This is a genomic window from Gimibacter soli, assembly GCF_028463845.1.
Classification (GTDB): domain Bacteria; phylum Pseudomonadota; class Alphaproteobacteria; order Sphingomonadales; family Kordiimonadaceae; genus Gimibacter; species Gimibacter soli.
This window is the reverse complement of the sequence record NZ_CP116805.1, coordinates 1,900,652-1,918,500: the sequence shown is the minus strand read 5'-3', so window position 1 is coordinate 1,918,500 and position 17,849 is coordinate 1,900,652. Positions and strand designations below refer to the sequence as shown.

Annotated in this window: 17 protein-coding genes; 3 read left to right on the top strand and 14 right to left on the bottom strand. The window is 61.3% G+C overall.

The window, feature by feature from the left end:
- The first annotated feature begins 125 nt into the window (after nt 1-125).
- Entirely contained in the window at nt 126-584 is a 459-nt protein-coding gene (locus PH603_RS08985; RefSeq protein WP_353507395.1) for a MarR family winged helix-turn-helix transcriptional regulator, read from the top strand.
- On the opposite strand, the gene PH603_RS08980 is transcribed toward PH603_RS08985, so the two are convergent.
- From PH603_RS08980 to ald, 3 genes are read right to left on the bottom strand one after another with little or no spacing between them, the layout of a single operon-like run.
- A complete protein-coding gene (locus PH603_RS08980) occupies nt 581-1,012 on the bottom strand; it encodes a GNAT family N-acetyltransferase (protein ID WP_289501990.1) in 432 nt (143 codons plus the stop codon). The two genes, PH603_RS08985 and PH603_RS08980, sit on opposite strands and share 4 nt — an antisense overlap.
- Before the next feature lie 4 nt (nt 1,013-1,016).
- Entirely contained in the window at nt 1,017-2,003 is a 987-nt protein-coding gene (locus PH603_RS08975) for an asparaginase (RefSeq protein ID WP_289501988.1), read from the bottom strand.
- A 25-nt stretch (nt 2,004-2,028) separates the two neighbouring features.
- Entirely contained in the window at nt 2,029-3,147 is a 1,119-nt protein-coding gene (gene ald, locus PH603_RS08970) for an alanine dehydrogenase (protein ID WP_289501987.1), read from the bottom strand.
- 160 nt (nt 3,148-3,307) lie between these two features.
- On the opposite strand from ald, the gene PH603_RS08965 reads away from it, so the two are divergent.
- Nucleotides 3,308-3,796, top strand: coding sequence for an Lrp/AsnC family transcriptional regulator (locus PH603_RS08965; protein ID WP_289501985.1), 489 nt, complete (start codon nt 3,308-3,310; stop codon nt 3,794-3,796).
- Here the strand turns inward: PH603_RS08965 and PH603_RS08960 are convergent.
- Together PH603_RS08960 and PH603_RS08955 are read right to left on the bottom strand one after the other, a co-directional pair.
- On the bottom strand, nt 3,793-4,800 hold the full coding sequence (locus tag PH603_RS08960) for a cysteine synthase A (protein ID WP_289501983.1): 1,008 nt from the start codon (nt 4,798-4,800) through the stop codon (nt 3,793-3,795). The two genes, PH603_RS08965 and PH603_RS08960, sit on opposite strands and share 4 nt — an antisense overlap.
- A gap of 89 nt (nt 4,801-4,889) precedes the next feature.
- On the bottom strand, nt 4,890-6,644 hold the full coding sequence (locus PH603_RS08955) for a DUF885 domain-containing protein (protein WP_289501981.1): 1,755 nt from the start codon (nt 6,642-6,644) through the stop codon (nt 4,890-4,892).
- Nucleotides 6,645-6,777: 133 nt separating this feature from the next.
- On the opposite strand from PH603_RS08955, the gene PH603_RS08950 reads away from it, so the two are divergent.
- A complete protein-coding gene (locus tag PH603_RS08950; RefSeq protein ID WP_289501979.1) occupies nt 6,778-7,734 on the top strand; it encodes an isoaspartyl peptidase/L-asparaginase family protein in 957 nt (318 codons plus the stop codon).
- Nucleotides 7,735-7,736: 2 nt separating this feature from the next.
- Here the strand turns inward: PH603_RS08950 and bla are convergent, their stop codons facing one another.
- The 9 genes from bla to PH603_RS08905 all read right to left on the bottom strand — a co-directional run bounded on the left by bla (nt 7,737) and on the right by PH603_RS08905 (nt 17,827).
- Nucleotides 7,737-8,606: a class A beta-lactamase gene (bla, locus tag PH603_RS08945; protein ID WP_289501977.1), complete on the bottom strand. Its 870-nt coding sequence runs from the start codon at nt 8,604-8,606 to the stop codon at nt 7,737-7,739.
- Between the two features lie 70 nt (nt 8,607-8,676).
- Nucleotides 8,677-9,435 (bottom strand): SDR family NAD(P)-dependent oxidoreductase, encoded by a 759-nt coding sequence (locus tag PH603_RS08940; protein WP_289501974.1) that lies wholly within the window; start codon nt 9,433-9,435, stop codon nt 8,677-8,679.
- A 3-nt stretch (nt 9,436-9,438) separates the two neighbouring features.
- Entirely contained in the window at nt 9,439-11,136 is a 1,698-nt protein-coding gene (locus PH603_RS08935) for an AMP-binding protein (protein ID WP_289501972.1), read from the bottom strand.
- 36 nt (nt 11,137-11,172) lie between these two features.
- A complete protein-coding gene (locus PH603_RS08930) occupies nt 11,173-12,243 on the bottom strand; it encodes a patatin-like phospholipase family protein (protein WP_289501970.1) in 1,071 nt (356 codons plus the stop codon).
- The gene (locus PH603_RS08925; protein WP_289505647.1) at nt 12,243-13,529 is read right to left on the bottom strand and encodes an NDP-hexose 2,3-dehydratase family protein; all 1,287 of its coding nucleotides are present in this window, start codon (nt 13,527-13,529) and stop codon (nt 12,243-12,245) included. The genes PH603_RS08930 and PH603_RS08925 overlap by 1 nt, the downstream gene beginning before the upstream one ends.
- 22 nt (nt 13,530-13,551) lie before the next feature.
- A complete protein-coding gene (locus PH603_RS08920; RefSeq protein WP_289501969.1) occupies nt 13,552-14,664 on the bottom strand; it encodes a glycosyltransferase family 2 protein in 1,113 nt (370 codons plus the stop codon).
- On the bottom strand, nt 14,661-15,635 hold the full coding sequence (locus PH603_RS08915; RefSeq protein ID WP_289501968.1) for an NADPH:quinone oxidoreductase family protein: 975 nt from the start codon (nt 15,633-15,635) through the stop codon (nt 14,661-14,663). Before PH603_RS08915 ends, PH603_RS08920 begins: the two co-directional genes overlap by 4 nt.
- A gap of 21 nt (nt 15,636-15,656) precedes the next feature.
- Nucleotides 15,657-16,838 (bottom strand): acetyl-CoA C-acyltransferase, encoded by a 1,182-nt coding sequence (locus tag PH603_RS08910; protein WP_289501967.1) that lies wholly within the window; start codon nt 16,836-16,838, stop codon nt 15,657-15,659.
- Between the two features lie 80 nt (nt 16,839-16,918).
- A complete protein-coding gene (locus tag PH603_RS08905) occupies nt 16,919-17,827 on the bottom strand; it encodes an SDR family oxidoreductase (RefSeq protein WP_289501966.1) in 909 nt (302 codons plus the stop codon).
- Nucleotides 17,828-17,849 lie beyond the last annotated feature (22 nt).

The following is a 17,849-nucleotide window of genomic DNA, read 5'->3' as shown; positions in this document are numbered from 1 at the left end:
TACAGATGAACGGAAAGCGGGCAGGCTGTTCCCCTGCCCGACCGTTTCGCTTGAAACCATATTAGTTTCATACGAAACTGTCTGCAAGAGGATTGCGACAAGCTGTAGGAAATGTGATGGACGAAATGCAACGGAACCAACGGGAACTCAGGCTAAAGGCTTTCCTGCCCTATCGGTTTTCGGTGCTGTCGAACCGCATCAGCCGCGCGATTGCGGACCGCTACAGTGAAGTTTTCCAGCTGACCCTGCCCGAATGGCGAATCATGGCGGTCCTCGGTGAAACCCCCGATCTTTCAGCCGCAGACGTCGCCGACCGCACCGCGATGGACAAGGTGGCAGTTTCCCGCGCCGTCAACCGGCTTCTGGAAAGCGGCCGGATCGAGCGCCATTTCGCGGAAGATGACCGCCGCCGCTCCGTCCTCGCGCTATCGGCCAAGGGCCGCGCCGTATACGAACAGATCGTGCCGCTGGCACTTGATTATGAAGACCGGCTGATTTCAGGCCTGACCGCGGACGAACAGGCCCAACTGACGGCGCTCCTCGACAAGCTTGATGACGTTCAGCTGCATGCCGGTGAGGTTTAGGCGGGCTGATACGCGAGCCGCAGCAGCATATTGCCCGTCTCGCCGTGTTTCTTGCGCTCGAGAAACTTGAAGCCGTACCGGTCATAGAAAGCCCGGCCCACTGAATTGGCCTCGAATACCTCGACCTCCAGCGTTGCATGCAGCGACGCGGCCTGATCCATCAGCGCCTTGCCGATCCCCTGCCCGTGGCAGGCCGGATCAAGAAAGATCGCCCCGACCTCGTTTCCCGCAAGCGCAATGAAGCCGACGACGGCACCATCAACCTCGGCAACCCAGACATCGGTGTTCGGGATATAAAGGTTCGGGATGCGCTCGCGTTCTGCGTCCAGAAAGGCTTCCGTCAGGAAGGGATGGGCAAGCCTTGACGCACGCTCCCACGCGGCAAGAACGCCCTCGATATCAGCGCTGCGATAGAGGCGGATAATCATGCCATCAAATCCCGCTTGCGAAGCCGTAGAAGCGCGCCTTGGCGTCTTCGGTGCCGTAGCTGCCGAGAAGCAGCGAGAGCAGAATGCGGGCCTTGCGGGTATCGAGCCCGCCTGAGGGGATCAGGCCGCGCTCGATCAGGTCGATCTCGGCGCCCCGGTAGCCGTAGCTTTTCTCCAGCACCCGGCCTGCCCCGGTGCGGGTCGCCAGCACTACGGGCATTTCGGCGGCAAGCTTTGCAGCTGCGTCCGCCCACGGCTCGGAAAGGTGCCCTCCACCATAGGCCGCGATCACCGCCCCCTTGTAGCCAAGCGATGGCAGCGCTTCGACAAGCGCTGTTGTATCGTCCAGCGTCGCGGTCAGCAGCGCCACGGGCTGTGCCTTGGCGGCGTCCAGCTTCATCGGTGCATGACGGACAGGGAGCGGCCCGCGCAGGAAAACGCGGCCCTCAACGATCTGGCCTTCCGGCCCGCCGGACGAGGTGAAAGCAGCGACCGAGCTTGTATGGCTTTTGCGCACGCGGGCGGGATCGTGGATTTCGTCATTCATGACGACAGACACATGCGGCGCCCCGCCGCTCGCCGCCACACGGATCGCGGCCAGCAGGTTCGCGGCACCATCCGCGCCCGGAATATTGGCCGAGCGCATGGCGCCGGTGAAAACAATGGGGGCATCGCCTTCATACAGAAGGAAGGCCGCAAAGGCGGTTTCTTCCATCGAATCGGTGCCTTGGGTGACCACATAGCCCGCAGCACTGCCAGCCTCGGCGCGGCGGCAGACTTCGGCCACATGCGCGAGCGTCAGGTTGGCGCTGCCCACCTGCATCAGCGTTTCCGCCGTCACATGGGCGACCTTGGCGATTTCAGGAACGCCCGCCACCAGATCGGTAGCGGTCAAAGACGGCACGACCCCCGGCGAGGCGGAGGCCGCACCGGGGGTCATGGCGATCGTGCCGCCAAGGGCGAACACCTGAATATGCGGCAAGCTGGTCATGCCTGCCTTCTACACCCAAATCGGCTTAGGCGCCAATAGCTTCACGCGCCGGGGTGTAGGCAAGGTTCTGGTCGCGGGCAACCGCTTCATAGGTAACCTTGCCGTTAGCGATGTTAAGGCCATTGAGCAGATGTTCGTCATCTGCCAGTGCCTTTTTCCAGCCCTTGTCAGCGAGCGCGAGTGCGAACGGCAGCGTCGCGTTGTTGAGCGCGAGGGTCGAGGTGCGCGCCACACCGCCCGGCATGTTGGCCACGCAGTAATGCACAACTTCGTCGACGATATAGGTCGGGTTTTCGTGGGTGGTGGCTTTGGAGGTCGCGAAGCAACCGCCCTGGTCGATGGCCACGTCCACGAGGACCGAACCGCGCGGCATGGCCGATACCATTTCACGGGTCACGAGCTTAGGTGCGGCCGCACCCGGGATCAGCACGCCGCCGATGACGAGATCAGCGCCGAGCACATGCTCCTCAAGCGTGCCGGTGTTCGACACGATGGTCTTGGCCGCGCCCTTGAAGATATCGTCCAGCTGCTGCAGGCGGCGGATCGAACGGTCGAGGATCACAACGTCCGCGCCCATGCCAACGGCCATACGGGCTGCGTTGGTGCCAACCACACCGCCACCGATGATGGTAACCTTGGCAGGTGCCACGCCCGGCACACCGCCGAGAAGGAGGCCGCGGCCGCCGTTTTTCATCTCCAGCGCATGGGCACCCGCCTGGATCGACATACGACCAGCGACTTCAGACATCGGTGCCAGCAGCGGCAGGCCACCGAATTTGTCGGTCACGGTTTCATAGGCCACAGCCACGCAACCGGATTTGATCAGGCCCTGGGTCTGTTCCGGATCGGGCGCCAGGTGCAGGTAGGTGTAAAGGATCTGGCCTTCGCGCAGCATTTCGCACTCAACCGCCTGCGGCTCTTTCACCTTCACGATCATGTCGGCGCGGTCGAAAACCTCTTTCGCGGTTTCAACGATCTCGGCACCGGCGGCCACATACATCTCGTCCACGAAGCCGATTTCGTAACCGGCATTCTTCTGCACGATCACTTTATGGCCATGGGCGATCATTTCGCGCACGGACGACGGGGTGAGACCAACGCGATATTCGCGGACTTTGATTTCCTTCGGAACGCCTACAAGCATGCTTCCCTCCACTAGAATGACAATGGGGCACTTCCCGCCCCGGATGCCCCGCAATCTAGCAGGCGAGACCTCGAATGTCCTTGCGAAGCGATGATTTTGGATGCATGGTTTTCGCAGATTCTTGCGTAAATAAGGTAAACTATCGAATGATCCACCAGATATGAAGCTCGATAAGATTGATTATGCGGTACTTGCCGCCCTGCAGGAAAACGGTCGGCTATCGAACGTAGAACTCGCCGCGCGCGTCGGCCTGTCGGAATCTGCCTGCCTGCGCCGCGTGAAAGCAATGGAAGAAGCGGGCGTCATCCAGTCCTATTCGGCGGTGGTGAACGGCGCCAATGTTGGCCTGCCGGGATCGGTGTTCGTGCGGGTCAGCCTCGACCGCCAGCAGGAAGACCAGCTGGACCAATTCGAGCTCGCCGTCAAAGGCGTGCCCGAAGTGATGGAATGCTATCTGATGAGCGGGGATGTGGATTATCTGATGCGCGTGGTGGTGAAAGACGCGCCGGATTATGAACGCGTCCACCATACCCTCACCCGCCTGCCCGGCGTGGCACGGGTGCATTCAAGCTTCGCGCTCAGGACCGTGCTGAAGCGCGCACGCCTGCCACTTGAGGCGCAGGCACCGAAAACCCGCCGAAAGGCTTAAAGCCAGTCGGGAACCGGCAGGTCCTTCGATTTCAGGAATTCAGGATTGAAGAGCTTCGACTGGTAGCGCAGGCCGCTATCGCAGAGGAGCGTCACAATCGTGTGGCCCGGCCCCATCTGCTTGGCGAGCCGGATGGCACCCGCCACGTTCACGCCGGTGGAAGCGCCCACACACAGGCCCTCTTTCCGCAGCAGGTCGTAAACAACCGGCAGGGCTTCGGTGTCCGGAATCTGGAAGGCCTCATCAATGGGCGCATCCTTGAGGTTCGCGGTGATGCGCCCCTGCCCGATCCCTTCCGTGATCGAGCTGCCTTCGGATTTCAGCTCGCCCGTCTTCACATAGGAATAGATGGCAGCCCCCAAGGGGTCAGCAAGGCCGATGACGATATCCTTGTTGAATTCCTTGAGCCCGATACCGGTGCCCGCAAGCGACCCGCCCGAGCCGACAGCCGTGATGAAGGCATCCACCTTGCCGTCTGTCTGTTGCCAGATTTCACGCGCAGTCGTCTTGATATGCGCTTCCCGGTTCGCGGTGTTGTCAAACTGGTTGGCCCAGATGACGCCATGCTTTTCGGTCGCCGACAGTTCTTCCGCCAGCCGCTTGGCGACATGGTTGAAATTGCCGGGGTTCGAATAAGGCGCCGCCGGCACCAGCTTCAGCTCGGCACCAAGGATACGCAGCGTATCCTTCTTCTCCTGGCTCTGGGTTTCCGGCATCACGATGAGCGTGCGGTAGCCCTTGGCATTCGCAACCACAGCAAGGCCGATACCGGTGTTACCGGCGGTGCCCTCAACAATCAGGCCGCCGGGTTGCAGCAGGCCGCGCTTTTCGGCGTCTTCAATGATATTCAGCGCCGGGCGGTCCTTCAGCGACCCGCCCGGGTTCATGAACTCGGCTTTGCCAAGGATCGTGCAGCCGGTCAGCTCGGACGCATGTTCGAGCTTGATCAGCGGCGTGTTCCCGATGGCGGCTATGGCACCGCCTGTGCGATTCTGGTGCGACATGGATTCCTCGCGTCATTCTATTGTCGCAAGCGCTACACCGGCGTGATTAGAATATCAATCCCACAATTTCGTTATCTGGGAATAATTTTCTAGTTCATTGCCTTCTGTACCTTGATCCAGCTGTCTATTCTGGCGTCCAGAATGGTCAGCGGAACACCGCCTGCCGATAGTACACGGTCGTGGAAGGCGCGGATATCGAACTTCTGCCCCAGTTCCTTTTCGGCACGGGCGCGCAATTCAAGGATCTTCAGCTCACCCATCTTGTAAGCCAGCGCCTGCCCCGGCCACGCGATATAGCGGTCGATCTCGGCGCTGATATTGAGGGGACTGAGGGCGGTGTTTTCGGTCATGAACTGGATGGCCTGTTCGCGGCTCCAACCTTTCGAATGGATGCCGGTATCGATCACCAGCCGGCAGGCCCGCCACATTTCATAGGAAAGCCGGCCCATCTGTTCATACGGCGTGGTGTAAAGCCCGATCTCGAGCCCGAGCTTCTCGCTATAAAGCCCCCAGCCTTCGCCGAAGGCATGCGGGTAAAGCTCCAGCCGGAATTCGGGCACATTCTCAAGCTCCAGCCCCAACGCATTCTGCAGATGGTGGCCGGGCACGGCTTCGTGCAGCGTCAGCGACGGCAGCTCGTAAAGCGGCCGCTGGTCGAGCGCATAGGTATTCACCCAGTATTCGCCGCCCGTGGGGCTATCGAGCGTCGCACCGGAATAGCGGCCGGTCGTATAGTTTTTGGCAATCGCGTCCGGCACCGGCACCACGCCATAAGGCTGGCGCGGCAGCTTGCCGAACAGCGACGGCAGCTTGTGGTCAATCCGTTTGGCGAGCCACGAGGCATACATCAAAAGTTCCTGCGGCGACTTGGCATAGAATTGCGGATCGGTGCGCAGGAAATTCTGGAACTCCTTGAAGGTGCCGTCGAACTTGGCATCCTTCATCACCGCGTCCATCTCCGCGCGGATGCGGGCCACTTCCTTGACGCCAAGCGCATGCACCTCGTCCGCCGTGATATCGAGCGTGGTATAGTAGCGCACCATGGCATCGTAGAATTCCTTGCCGTCCGGCAGGTTGACGGCAGCGAGGTCCTGCCGCGCGGCGGGCAGATATTCAGTATGCATGAAATCGGCAAGCGCCTTGTAGGCCGGCAGCACCTTGCCTTCGAGCAGCTTTTTCGCCTTGGCCCTCAGCGCCGCCTGATCGGCTTCGCTTACCTCATCGCTCATGGTGCGGAAGGGCGCATAAAGCGTACTTTCCTCGGCTGTCCCCACCACGGCAGCGTCAAAGCTCGGCATCACGCCCTTGATAACGATGGCGGGGACAACGAAGCCCTCCTTGATGCCGATACGGGCAGCCGCCACATTCTCTTCCAGCCAGCGGGGGATATCCTGCATCCGGCGGATATAGGTTTCATAGTCATCCGCCGTGCGGAAGCGCAGGCGGTTTCCCATCCCCAGCGAATAGGCGTGAAAGGCCGTGTCGCCCATGAGCGGGATACGCCATGTCCGGTATTTCGCGAACAGGAGCCGCGTCTCGATCATGTAGGCGAACATGTCGTAATTGAGCTGGTCTTCTTCCGTCAGCTTCGCGCGGTCGATCTTGTGAAGGGCATCAAGGAACGCCTTGTCCTGCAACTCGCGGCGGGCAAAGTCGGCAAGGCTTTCGTGCGGCATCTCGTCTGCCATCGGCTGCGGCTGGTCCATCGGGCCCGAACCCGGATTTTCCGCATAGTAAACCTGCCGTTCTTCGGCAAAGAGGCGCGACAGGGCGTCATGCCCTTTGTCAGCCGCCTGAACAGCCGTCGCCGACAGGCCCAAGGCGAGTGCGAGAAGAAGCTTCATCCGATTTCCCCCAATGGATATCTTGTATGCTTGCCATCAATGCCTAGAATGGCGCCAAAGTCAAAGGGAGGGACACTAAACCATGGTTCTAAAACACTTGATTGGCGCGGCTTTTCTGATGGCAGGAACGGCGATGGCAGCACATGCAGACGATGCGATGCAGGATTATGCACTGGTGATCCACGGCGGTGCCGGCACCATCACGCCGGACAAGCTGACGCCCGAACTGGAAGCCTCGATCCGGGCGGACCTCACGAAGGCACTGGAAGCTGGCGAAGCGGTGCTGAAGTCCGGCGGCAAGGCGCTTGACGCCGTCACTGCGGCCATCCAGGTGCTGGAGGACAGCCCCAACTTCAACGCCGGCAAGGGTGCGGTCTTCACCCATGAAGGCAAGAACGAGATGGACGCCGCCATCATGAACGGCGAAACGCTCGAAGCGGGCGCCGTGGCGGGTGTCACCAATATCCGCAACCCCATCGCCCTCGCCCGCGCGGTGATGGAAAAAAGCCCACATGTGATGCTTTCCGGCAAGGGTGCGGAAACCTTCGGGGCCGAGAACGGCGTCACGATTGTCGATCCCGCCTATTTCCACACCGATTTCCGCTGGCAGCAGCTGCAAAAGGCCCTCGCCGAGGGCAAGACGGCGCTCGACCATGATATCGAATACAAGTTCGGCACCGTGGGGGCGGTTGCGCGGGACAAATCGGGCCACATTGCAGCCGGCACCTCAACCGGCGGCATGACCAACAAGCTCTGGGGCCGCGTCGGCGACAGCCCGGTGATCGGCGCCGGCACCTATGCCGACGACAAATCCTGCGCCGTATCCGCCACCGGCCACGGCGAATATTTCATCCGCAAGACGGTCGCCCGTTCGATCTGCGCGCTGATGGAATATGGCGGCATGGATGTCGAAGCCGCAGCCAACAAGGTGATTATGGACGAACTGAAGCCAATGGGCGGCGACGGCGGCATCATCGCTGTGGACGCCAAGGGCAACATGGCGCAGGTCTTCAACACCCCTGGCATGTATCGGGGCAAGGTCGGCGCCAAAACGCCGCTGAACGTCGCGATATACGGCGACGACCGGTAAGCCTAGCGAACCGTTTCCGCCACCAGCTTGCCGATCTCGGCGTGGGCCGCATAAAGATCGGCGTAGGACGCGTCTGAATCGCTCAGGTATGACGCCACAAACACCGGGCCACGGCCCGGTGGCCAGGCAACCGCCACATCATTGACCGCCCCGCGCGAGCCGCAAGTGCCGGTCTTGTCCCCTGCCCGCCAGTCAGCCGGGAAACCACCGCGCAGGCGGTCCTTGCCCGTTGACGTTTCTTCGAGCCACTGGACAAGCAGGTCGCGCGACGCAGGCGAAAGCGTATCGCCCGTCAGCAGTTTCTGCAGCGACTTTGCCATGGCGTCAGGCGTCGTCGTATCGCGCTGGTCACCTTCGCGGTTTTCATTGAGCGTCGGTTCGGTGCGATCAAGCCGCGTTACGGCGTCACCCGTATTCCACAGAAATGCCGTCAGCCCCTCCGGGCCGCCGATCTTGGCGAGCAGCAGATTGGCGGCGGTATTATCGCTGAGGGAGACGGCAGCAGCCGCCAGATCGCGCACGCTCATCGCGCCTTCGCCAACCCGCGCTTTGGTGACGGGTGCGTAGGAAAGAAGATCGCGGTCGCCAAAGGCAATACGCTCATCAAGCGTCATCCGGCCTTCGTCCACTTCTTTCAGGATGGCTGCCGCCAGTGCCCATTTGAAGGTGGAGCACATGGCAAAGCGCTCGTCACCCCGGTGCGAGAGCTGCTTGCCGGTGGCCGGATCAATGACCGTGACTCCAACGCGTCCGCCAAACTTCGCTTCGATCGCCTTGATGCCGGCCTCGAATGACGGACCTGCCGCCACACCGCCTGACAGTATCCCCATCAGCACGAAACAGAGCCCGGCGGGCAGCAAAGACTTGAGCATGGATCAACCTCCCGAATGCAATGCCTGCATTCAGGGCGATCAGCATGGCAGGATTAAGGCGAGATTCCGGTCAGAACTGGAAGCGCCGCGTAGCGCCGCCATCAACAAGGAGATTGGTGCGCGTGATCCAGCCAGCCGCGGGGCTCGCCAGAAAGACGACCGCACGAGCGACCTCTTCCGGGGTGCCGAGACGGGCACCGAGCGGATGGCGGCTCGCCACCATCTTGTAAACATCGGGCTGGGTGCGCTGGATTTCGCCCCAGAAGCCATCTTCCACATGGATCGCACCGGGAGAGACCACATTCACCCGCACGCCCTGCCGCCCGGCACTGTCGCCAAGGCCGCTGGCGTAGGTCGTCAGCGCCGCTTTGAAGGTGGCATAAGGGCCTATGTCACCAAAGGGTTCGATCCCCGAAATGGAAGAAATAACAACGATGCTGCCACCACCCGGCATGTGCGTCATGGCACGCTCGGCGCCGCGCACGGTGCCCATCAGGTCTACCTCGAACTGACGGCGCCAAGCTTCCTCACCGCTCCCGAGCCCCATGCCACTCACATTCGGCACAAAGATATCGATGCCGCCAAACGCCGCCGACGCTTCGTCGATCCAGGAAAGATAGGCGCGGGCATCAGATACGTCACACACGCGACCATCCACCCTGTGGCCTTGGGCCTCAAGCACTGCAACCCGCTCGGCAACAGCCTTGGCGTTTCGCGCACAAAAGGCAACGTCGGCGCCTTCCGCGAGGAACGTGTCAACAATCGCAGCCCCGATTCCCCGGGTGCCGCCGCTGACGAGGACGCGTTTGCCTTTGAGCCCCAGATCCATCGGTCAGGCCACCGATGCGAAGTCGATGCGGGCACGGTCGCGCAGCTCGCGGCGCAGCACCTTGCCCACCGGCGATTTTGGCAGTTCGTCGATCAGCACTACCGATTTCGGCACCTTGTAGCCGGTAAGATGCTCGCGGCAATAGTCACGGACTTCCTCAGGCGTCAGTTCATTGTCGCCCGGCACCACATAAGCCACCACGCGCTCGCCCGTTTCGTGGTCCGGCACGCCCACCACGGCAGCATCATTGATGCGCGAATGGCGGGTCAGCACGGATTCGATATCGGTCGGGAATACGTTGAAGCCCGAAACGATCACCATGTCTTTCAGGCGGTCGACGATATAGAGATAGCCTTCATCGTCCACCTTGGCGATGTCGCCGGTGCGCAGCCAGCCATCGGCAAGGATCGCAGCCGTGGCTTCGGGCGCATTGAGGTAACCCAGCATCACCTGCGGCCCCTTGATCCACAGCTCACCGGGCTCACCCGGCGGCAGGTCACGCCCGTCTTCGCCAACGATCCGCAGAACCGTGCCCGGCATCGGCTTGCCGCAACTGCCGGGGCGCGGCTGTTCGGTGAAGGGGGTGGAGGTGACGATGCAGGTGCCCTCGGTGAGGCCGTATCCTTCATAGATCGGGGCACCCGTCAGGTCGGTCCATGCCTGTGCGGTGGCCGGCTGCAAGGGGGCAGCGCCAGCAAAGCACATGCGCAGCGTCTTCGGCGGATTCTCCCGGAACCAGCCTTCCTGCATCAGGCCGAGGAACAGCGTGTTCACGCCCGGCATCACGGTGATATCGAACTTCTCGAACGCGTGCTTCAGGTTAACAATCGGGCGCGGCACCGGCACCAGCACCACGTGCACGCCGTTATGCATGCTTGCCATGGCGCCAACCGCCAGCGCGTAAACGTGATAAAGCGGCAGCACAAGAAGCATGCTGTCATTCTCGGCGATCAGCCCGGCGCTGCGTTTGGAGCTTTGCGACATGTTGGCGATCACGTTGCGGTGGGTCAGCGCCGCACCCTTCGAACGCCCCGTCGTGCCGCCCGTATATTGGTAGAAAGCAATATCGTTGAGCCCGCGACCCTCGCGGTAAAACTTCGGCTCGGCACCCGCGTCCAGCAGGCGCCGGCCTTCCTTCACCACATCCATCAGCGTGCCTTCGGATTTCACACTGAAAGGCGGAACCAGCTTCTTGATATGCTTCAAGGCAAAGCCAAGGATGGCGCGGGTCGGCTGCGGGAAGAAATCGAGAAGCGAGAGCTTGTAAACATGGCGCACTTCGGTGCCGTCGATTGAGCCCTTCACCCGGTCGCCGAAAAGATCGATCACAAAGAGCACCTTGGCGTGGCTGTCCTTCAGCTGGTGCTGGGCTTCTTCAACCGTATAGAGCGGATTGACGTTGGTGACCGTAAGCCCCGCCTTCATGATCCCGAAGGCCAGAACCGGGTATCCAAGCACGTTCGGCGCCTGGATCGCCACAACGTCGCCCTGATTGAGGCCAAGCCCGTCCCGCAGGTAGGCAGCAACCGCATCGGAATATTTGCCAAGCTGCCGGTGCGTCAGCGTGGCGTGATGGCCGGTCGGCAGCACGCAGGTGAAGGCGTCATTGTCGCCGTGCATATCCACACAGAGATCGATGAAGTCGCCGAGATGACCGGCCAGCAGGTCCGCTTCCCCGAATACAGTTCCGTCAGTGTACAATTGGCTACTCCCCGTTCCCATTCGCTCATTTGGCCATCATTGCGGCGCCATTTCAAGCCGGTCCATCAGCTTGCCCGGCGAGGCCGCAAACGTTGCAAACTCTTCCCCCAGACGGCCGCTCTCGGCCACCACCTTGCGCCAGTCCTTCAGGCGGTCAGCGTCTGGCCTTGCGCCGAAATCCTTACGCTCCGGAATGCGTCCAAAAGGCAGGCTCGCGACAAACTCGTCGCTTGGCGCCAGGATCAGCACATTATCGAGCGCCTCGCCGCGCACCCGGCGGCCTTTCAGGCTTTTGTCGAACCAGCCCGGCACCAGATAGGGATAGAAATGCGGGTAAAGGACGATCCCGTCGCCCGCGTCCCACATGACATCGAAATGATAGTCGGTCACGCCGCCATCGCGGTAATTGCCACGCGGTGCCCCGGCGATATCGGTGACCGGGTCAATCACATAAGGGATCGATCCCGACGCCATGATGGCATCGACAAGCGCCTCGGGCTTCAGCGGGATATCGACCCGCCCGAAGCCCTGCCAGCGATGGGACGACGGCACCGCGTGACCGGTATGGAACACCACGCGCTCGTAAAACAGGCCCAGCGCCTTGCGGCTCATCAGGTTGGCGCCGGCTGCAAGCAGCACACCGAGCCCTTCAATCAGCGCATGGTTGCTGGCCGCCGGCCCCTTGCCGCGCACCGCCACGATATTGAGCGGCCGACGGTCGGCGTTCGCCACCACCTTGGCAGCGTCCTCGGGCGGGAACAGGGCATTGACAATGTCGTAGGACTGTTTCGTCACTGCCTCAGCCGTCACCCCCTTGTCGGCGCGGTAGGAAAGATAGGTATCTTCCAGCCGCTGCACCATTTTGGCAGGTTCCGGATGCGCGGCGACCGACATGCGGAAAGCGCCGATTGACGAACCGATCAGGTCTATCGGCTGCGGGGCTTTCGGCAGCCAGTCACCAAGAAGATATTGATCAAGCCCCTTGAGAACCAGCCATTTCGGCCCACCGGATGCCCCAAGCACAAGGCGGACAAGGTCAGGCGTCAGGCCTTTTTCCTCGATCCGGCGCCGTGCCGCTTTGCCAGCGATGAGCCGCAGAGCCTGCATCAGGCGAACCCGAGCAACAGGGACACCGCAGAGCGGCATTCGTTCGTGACCGAAGATTCGGTCCGGCAGACCTGTTCCAGCTCTGCAAGTGTGAACCAGAAATTCCACGGATCATTTTCGTCAATCAGTGCGCCCTCTGGCAACTGATGCAGCACATAGCTGCAACGCGAATCCATGAAACGGCCACCCTCGTCCGACTGCTGGTTTTGCCAAAGCGTGGCACCGGGCTTTTCGTCAGCAAGGCGTTGCAGCCACACTGGCGCGTCAACAAGGCTTTCCCGCTTGAAGCTCGGCCCGATCTCGACCCCGCCCTTGAGGCCAACCTCGATGGAGGGCCGCAACAGGAAACGCAGCATGCCATCGCGTTGCTGGCAGAACAGGATAACCTCATCTGTGCCGGTGGACCGTACAAGCGGCTGATCCCAATGTGTCTTTTCACGGTCCGGTGCCGAAACGCGGTAATGCTGAATGGTGAAAGCACCGCCATCGTCGGCACTGGCGAGACTATCGGCGGTCAATCCCCAACCGCTGAGGCCTTCAAGGGATACCTTGTCACAGGCAAGACCGATTTCGCCAGCAAGGTCGTGAATGGCCACCGCCGCCCGATCCATCAGCCCCCTGTCGACGGGTGCCAGATACGATTCGGCGAATGCCGCACCGGTTTCCACACCCAGCTGCACACTTGTGGTGCTGAACGGCTGGCCGTCATCAGCGAGTAATGCCCAAGGTCCCGTCACCAACACTGAGCGCGCATCCGTGTTGACAGCAAAGTCGGTGAGCAATGCCTCACGCACGGAAGCCGATTGTATCCAAGCGAATTGCTCGTTGGCCGGCACCGGGGCTGAGCGCGCCACGCAAATTGCGTTGCGGTTGAATTTTTGCAGGAACCGGGTGCCCTGTTCGGAATGCAGGCCGTTGCTTGCAAGGTTGTCTTCGTTGCCAAGGAACAGCTCGAGATAATGGGTCGCGGCACCGCCATGGCGGCGCATGTAATTGCTGTAGGTCGCCTGCACGGTCGGCCCAAGCTGGACACCACCCACATTGCCGGGTTCCCCCTTCGCCTGAAAGAGCCACAGGTGGCCGCCGTCCCCTGGCGTCGCGACAAGGCCCAGAATGCCGACTTCAGGTTGATTGATGATAGGCTGTTCCCAGCCATTCGGAATCTGCGCCTGCGCGTTTGCCTGCAAGCCTTCCAGCGAGAAAAAGCCACCGGTCCTGTGGCGGATGCTGCCCTCATGCAGGCTCCATTCAGCGCTTTCGGCAAACGGGATCGGCTCGACCGTCATGCCGGACACGGCACGACGTTCCTCAAGCCACGCCCGACTGTCTACGCAGCTGCTGCCAGGAAGGATGCTGCTCCAATTGTTCAAGGGCGCGGTCAATGACTTGTTTCCATGTTTCTCTTGGTTTCAGGGCTTCTCCAGTGCGGCGCTTTAACATCGCCTGCAAGGAGATCCCGGGAGGTCGTTTTGTCAGGACACACGCCTGTACGAAGGCATCCCACCCGTAAACCTTGTATAATCGGGCATTCGCCGGGTTCAAATAGGTTTCGAACACCCATTGCACTTGTTCGGGGAAGGTTTGATCCTGAAAAATCTCGGACGTACGGCTCATCTCCTGCGGCTGAAGTTTCATCAACTGCAAAACGGCATCCGCGCCCTGCTTTTCGATAAAGTCGTTCCAGTAGGCCTGTTCGCCGTCGTTCCAGTCATACATGACGGGCGCTTCTTCGCCTTTCCGATTGGCAACGTTGCTTTTTTCGGCGTCGCAATAGATCGCGGTGGGTGCATCAGCGAAAACCGCCTTCACGTCCTGTCGCCAGGCCCGAAGGAGCCAATCGGTGAGCGGGGTCCGGTGCAGTGCGGCCGCTGGCTGCCACAGCCCGACCACCTCGACAACAGACCGCCGCATGACCCAAGTGGAAGCCGGTTCGAAATAAGTGCAGTTCCGGTGAAAGGCCATATCGAACGTGCGACCCGTGGGCGTCGTCGCGATGAAGGCCGGTGACCGCACCCCCGTAGCCCGGTCGGTCGCGAAGGTGGTCACCCCTATGGCACCGCAATAAAGATCCGCCTTGCCGCCTTCAAGCGCTGCAAGCGCTGTTTCAAGATGGGTCGGCAACCAGATGTCATCGTGATTCAGAAGCGCCACATAGTCGGTAAAGACGGCCGAAAGGCCGACCGCATTGGGGCCCGACTGTTCGCCGCAGCGGTCCTGCAGATTGAGATAATGAATGCGCGGATCGCCAATCGCATCGATGGCTGCCCCGGTGCGCTCGTCGCAGCTGTCACCGACAATGAGCATCACCCAATCCTGAACCGTCTGCCGGATCACCGACAGGATAGCCTGGGTCAGCACCTCGGGACGGTTGTAAGTCGCAACGACAATCGTTACCCGCGGCGGGGCAGCCTCATTGATCATGGCACAAGGACAACCTTGCCCGTTGCACGGCGCGCCGAAAGGGCCTCGAACGCCGAGGCAAAATCCGCGAGCGGATAAATCTCGGTCACTTTGGGCTCCAAGCGTCCGTCCGCGATCATCGCGAACATTTCCTTCATGTTGGCGATCTGCCCCTTGGGGTTGGCACCTGCCCATGCACCCCAGAAAACCCCCACAAGCGCGGACTGCTTCAGCAGCAGCAGATTGAGCGGAATTTTCGGAATGTCGCCGGCGGCAAAGCCGATGACCAGCAGGCGGCCGTTGGGCGCCAGCGCGCGGACGGCAACCTCGGTATAGTCACCGCCAACCGGGTCATAAACCACATCGACGCCCCTGCCCCCGGTCAGTTCCTTGAGGCGGGTTTTCATGTCTTCTGTGGCGTAATTCAGCACCTCATCGGCGCCTGCCGCACGACAGACCTCGAGCTTGGCGTCGGACGAAGCCGCCGCGATCACCTTGGCGCCCATGGCCTTGGCAAGCTGCACGGTCGCGAGGCCAACACCGCCTGCGGCACCAAGCACCAGTACGGTCTCGCCGACCTTCAGGTCCGCACGGTCCTTCAGCGCATGATAGCTCGTGGCATAGGTGATGGTGAAACCGGCACCGACCTCGAAGCTCATGGCATCGGGCATCGGCATCAGCATGGCGGCGGGAGCAACCACTTTTTCGGCGAAAGCACCGGTCATGGTGGTGACGATCACCCGGTCGCCCGGCTTCACGTTCGTCACGCCCTCGCCCACGCTTTCGACGATCCCGGCGGCTTCACCGCCGGGCACGAAGGGCAGTTCAGGCTTGAACTGGTATTTGCCCTGAATGATCAGGAGGTCGGGGAAATTGATCCCGGCAGCATTCACTGCCACGACTGCCTGGCCGGGGCCGGCAACCGGATCAGCGATATCGGCGAGTTCAAGTTTGTCGGCGAGCCCGAGCTCGCGGCAGAGAACAGCTTTCATCGGATTTCCCCTCCCCTTCGATTACAGAACTTCAAAGAGGCCGGCAGCCCCCATGCCGCCGCCCACACACATGGTGCAGACAACGTATTTGGCACCGCGGCGTTTGCCTTCGATAAGCGCATGGCCAACCATCCGCGCACCCGACATGCCATAGGGGTGGCCAATCGAAATGGCACCGCCGTTGACGTTCAGAAGCTCGTCCGGAATGCCCAGCTTGTCGCGGCAATAAAGCACCTGCACAGCAAAGGCTTCATTGAGCTCCCAGAGGCCGATGTCGTCCATCTTCAGGCCGTTGGCTTTCAGGAGTTTCGGCACGGCGAACACGGGGCCAATGCCCATTTCGTCAGGCTCACAACCGGCAACCGCGATGCCGACATAGCGGCCAAGCGGCGCCAAGCCGCGCTTCTCGGCGAGTTTGGCTTCCATCAGCACGCTGGCCGACGCGCCGTCTGAAAGCTGGCTGGCGTTACCGGCAGTGATGGTGCCGCCTTCGATCACGGTTTTCAGGCCGGTCAGGCCTTCAAGCGTGGTTTCCGGGCGGTTGCCCTCGTCTTTCGCGAGCGTCACATCCTTGAATTCGATGGCGCCGGTTTCCTTGTTCATCACGCCCATTTTGGACGGCAGCGGCACGATTTCGTCATCGAACTTGCCGGCGGCCTGTGCGGCAGCCGTGCGCATCTGCGACTGGTAGCCATATTCGTCCATGGCTTCGCGGCTGATGCCGTAGCGCTTGGCGACAACCTCGGCCGTCTGCAGCATGGGCATGTAGATGTCCTTGTGCATGGCGATCAGGCTTTTATCGATCAGTTCGTAGCGGTTCATCTTGTCGTTCTGGACAAGCGAAATCTGCTCAAGGCCCGCACCCACCGTGACATCCATGCCGTCATGGATGATCTGCTTGGCGGCGGTGGCGATTGCCATCATGCCGGACGAGCACTGACGGTCCATCGTCATGCCCGAAACGGTGACAGGCAGACCGGCGCGGAGCGCGGCGTTGCGGCCGATGTTCACGCCCGAGGTGCCTTGCGGCAGGGCGCAGCCCATGATCACGTCTTCAACTTCAGCGCCTTCGATACCGGCGCGCTTGACGGCATGTTCGATGGCATGGCCGCCCATGGTGGGCGAATGGGTGGCATTGAAAGCGCCCTTGTAGGCGCGGCCGATGGGCGTACGAGCGGTGGATACGATGACTGCGTCACGCATGGATTTAACTCCCCTGAATTCGGTTGAACGTGCGCGGCCTCAGCCGCGCTCTTTCACGATAGCTTCGAAGACAGACGGCCTCAGCCGCGCACCTTCTGGGCGTTGGTCAGGAACTTGATGGTCTGTTCGTTGCCACCCTTGTATTCCTTGCCCGTCGCGGCATCTGCAATTGTCCCCCAATTGGCCGCGATATTCTCTGGTGTAGCATCCTCTTCCGAGAATGCCATCCCTTCTGTTTCCAGCACCACCGCACGGGCAAAGCCGCCGGCACCGGCTGCGATCACTGCGCGGTTCGGGCCTTCTTTCGAGGCCATGAACAGCACCGCCGGTGTGACAAGCTCGGGCTTCAGAAGCGCGAGCATCTCTTCCGGCATCAGGTTTTCGGTCATCCGCGTCGCCGCCACCGGCGACAGGCAGTTGACGTTGATATTGTATTTGGCGCCCTCAAGGCACAGCGTGTTCATGAAGCCCACAAGCGCCATTTTGGCGGCACCATAGTTGGACTGGCCGAAGTTGCCATAAAGGCCCGATGACGAGGTCGTCATGATGATGCGGCCGTAATTCTGCTCGCGCATTATGTCCCACACCGCCTTGGTGCAGACTTCCGATCCCTTCAGGTGCACGGCAATCACCGCATCCCAGTCGTTTTCTTCCATCTTGGCGAAGCTTTTATCGCGCAGGATACCGGCGTTATTGACCAGAATGTCGATACGGCCCCATTTCGCCATGGTCGCCTTGACCATATCGGCAACTTCATCGGCCTTGCAGACGTTGGCGCCGTGCGCCATCGCCTCGCCGCCCGCGGCAACGATCTCGTCGACCACGGTCTGGGCCGCCGAAACCGAGCCGCCCTCGCCGTGCACGCTGCCACCAAGGTCGTTCACCACCACCTTGGCGCCGCGCGCGGCCAGCTGCAGGGCGTGGCTGCGGCCAAGACCGTTGCCGGCGCCCGTCACGATGGCCACCTGGCCGTCAAACCTGATCGTCATTTCTGGAAGCTCCTTGAAGTCT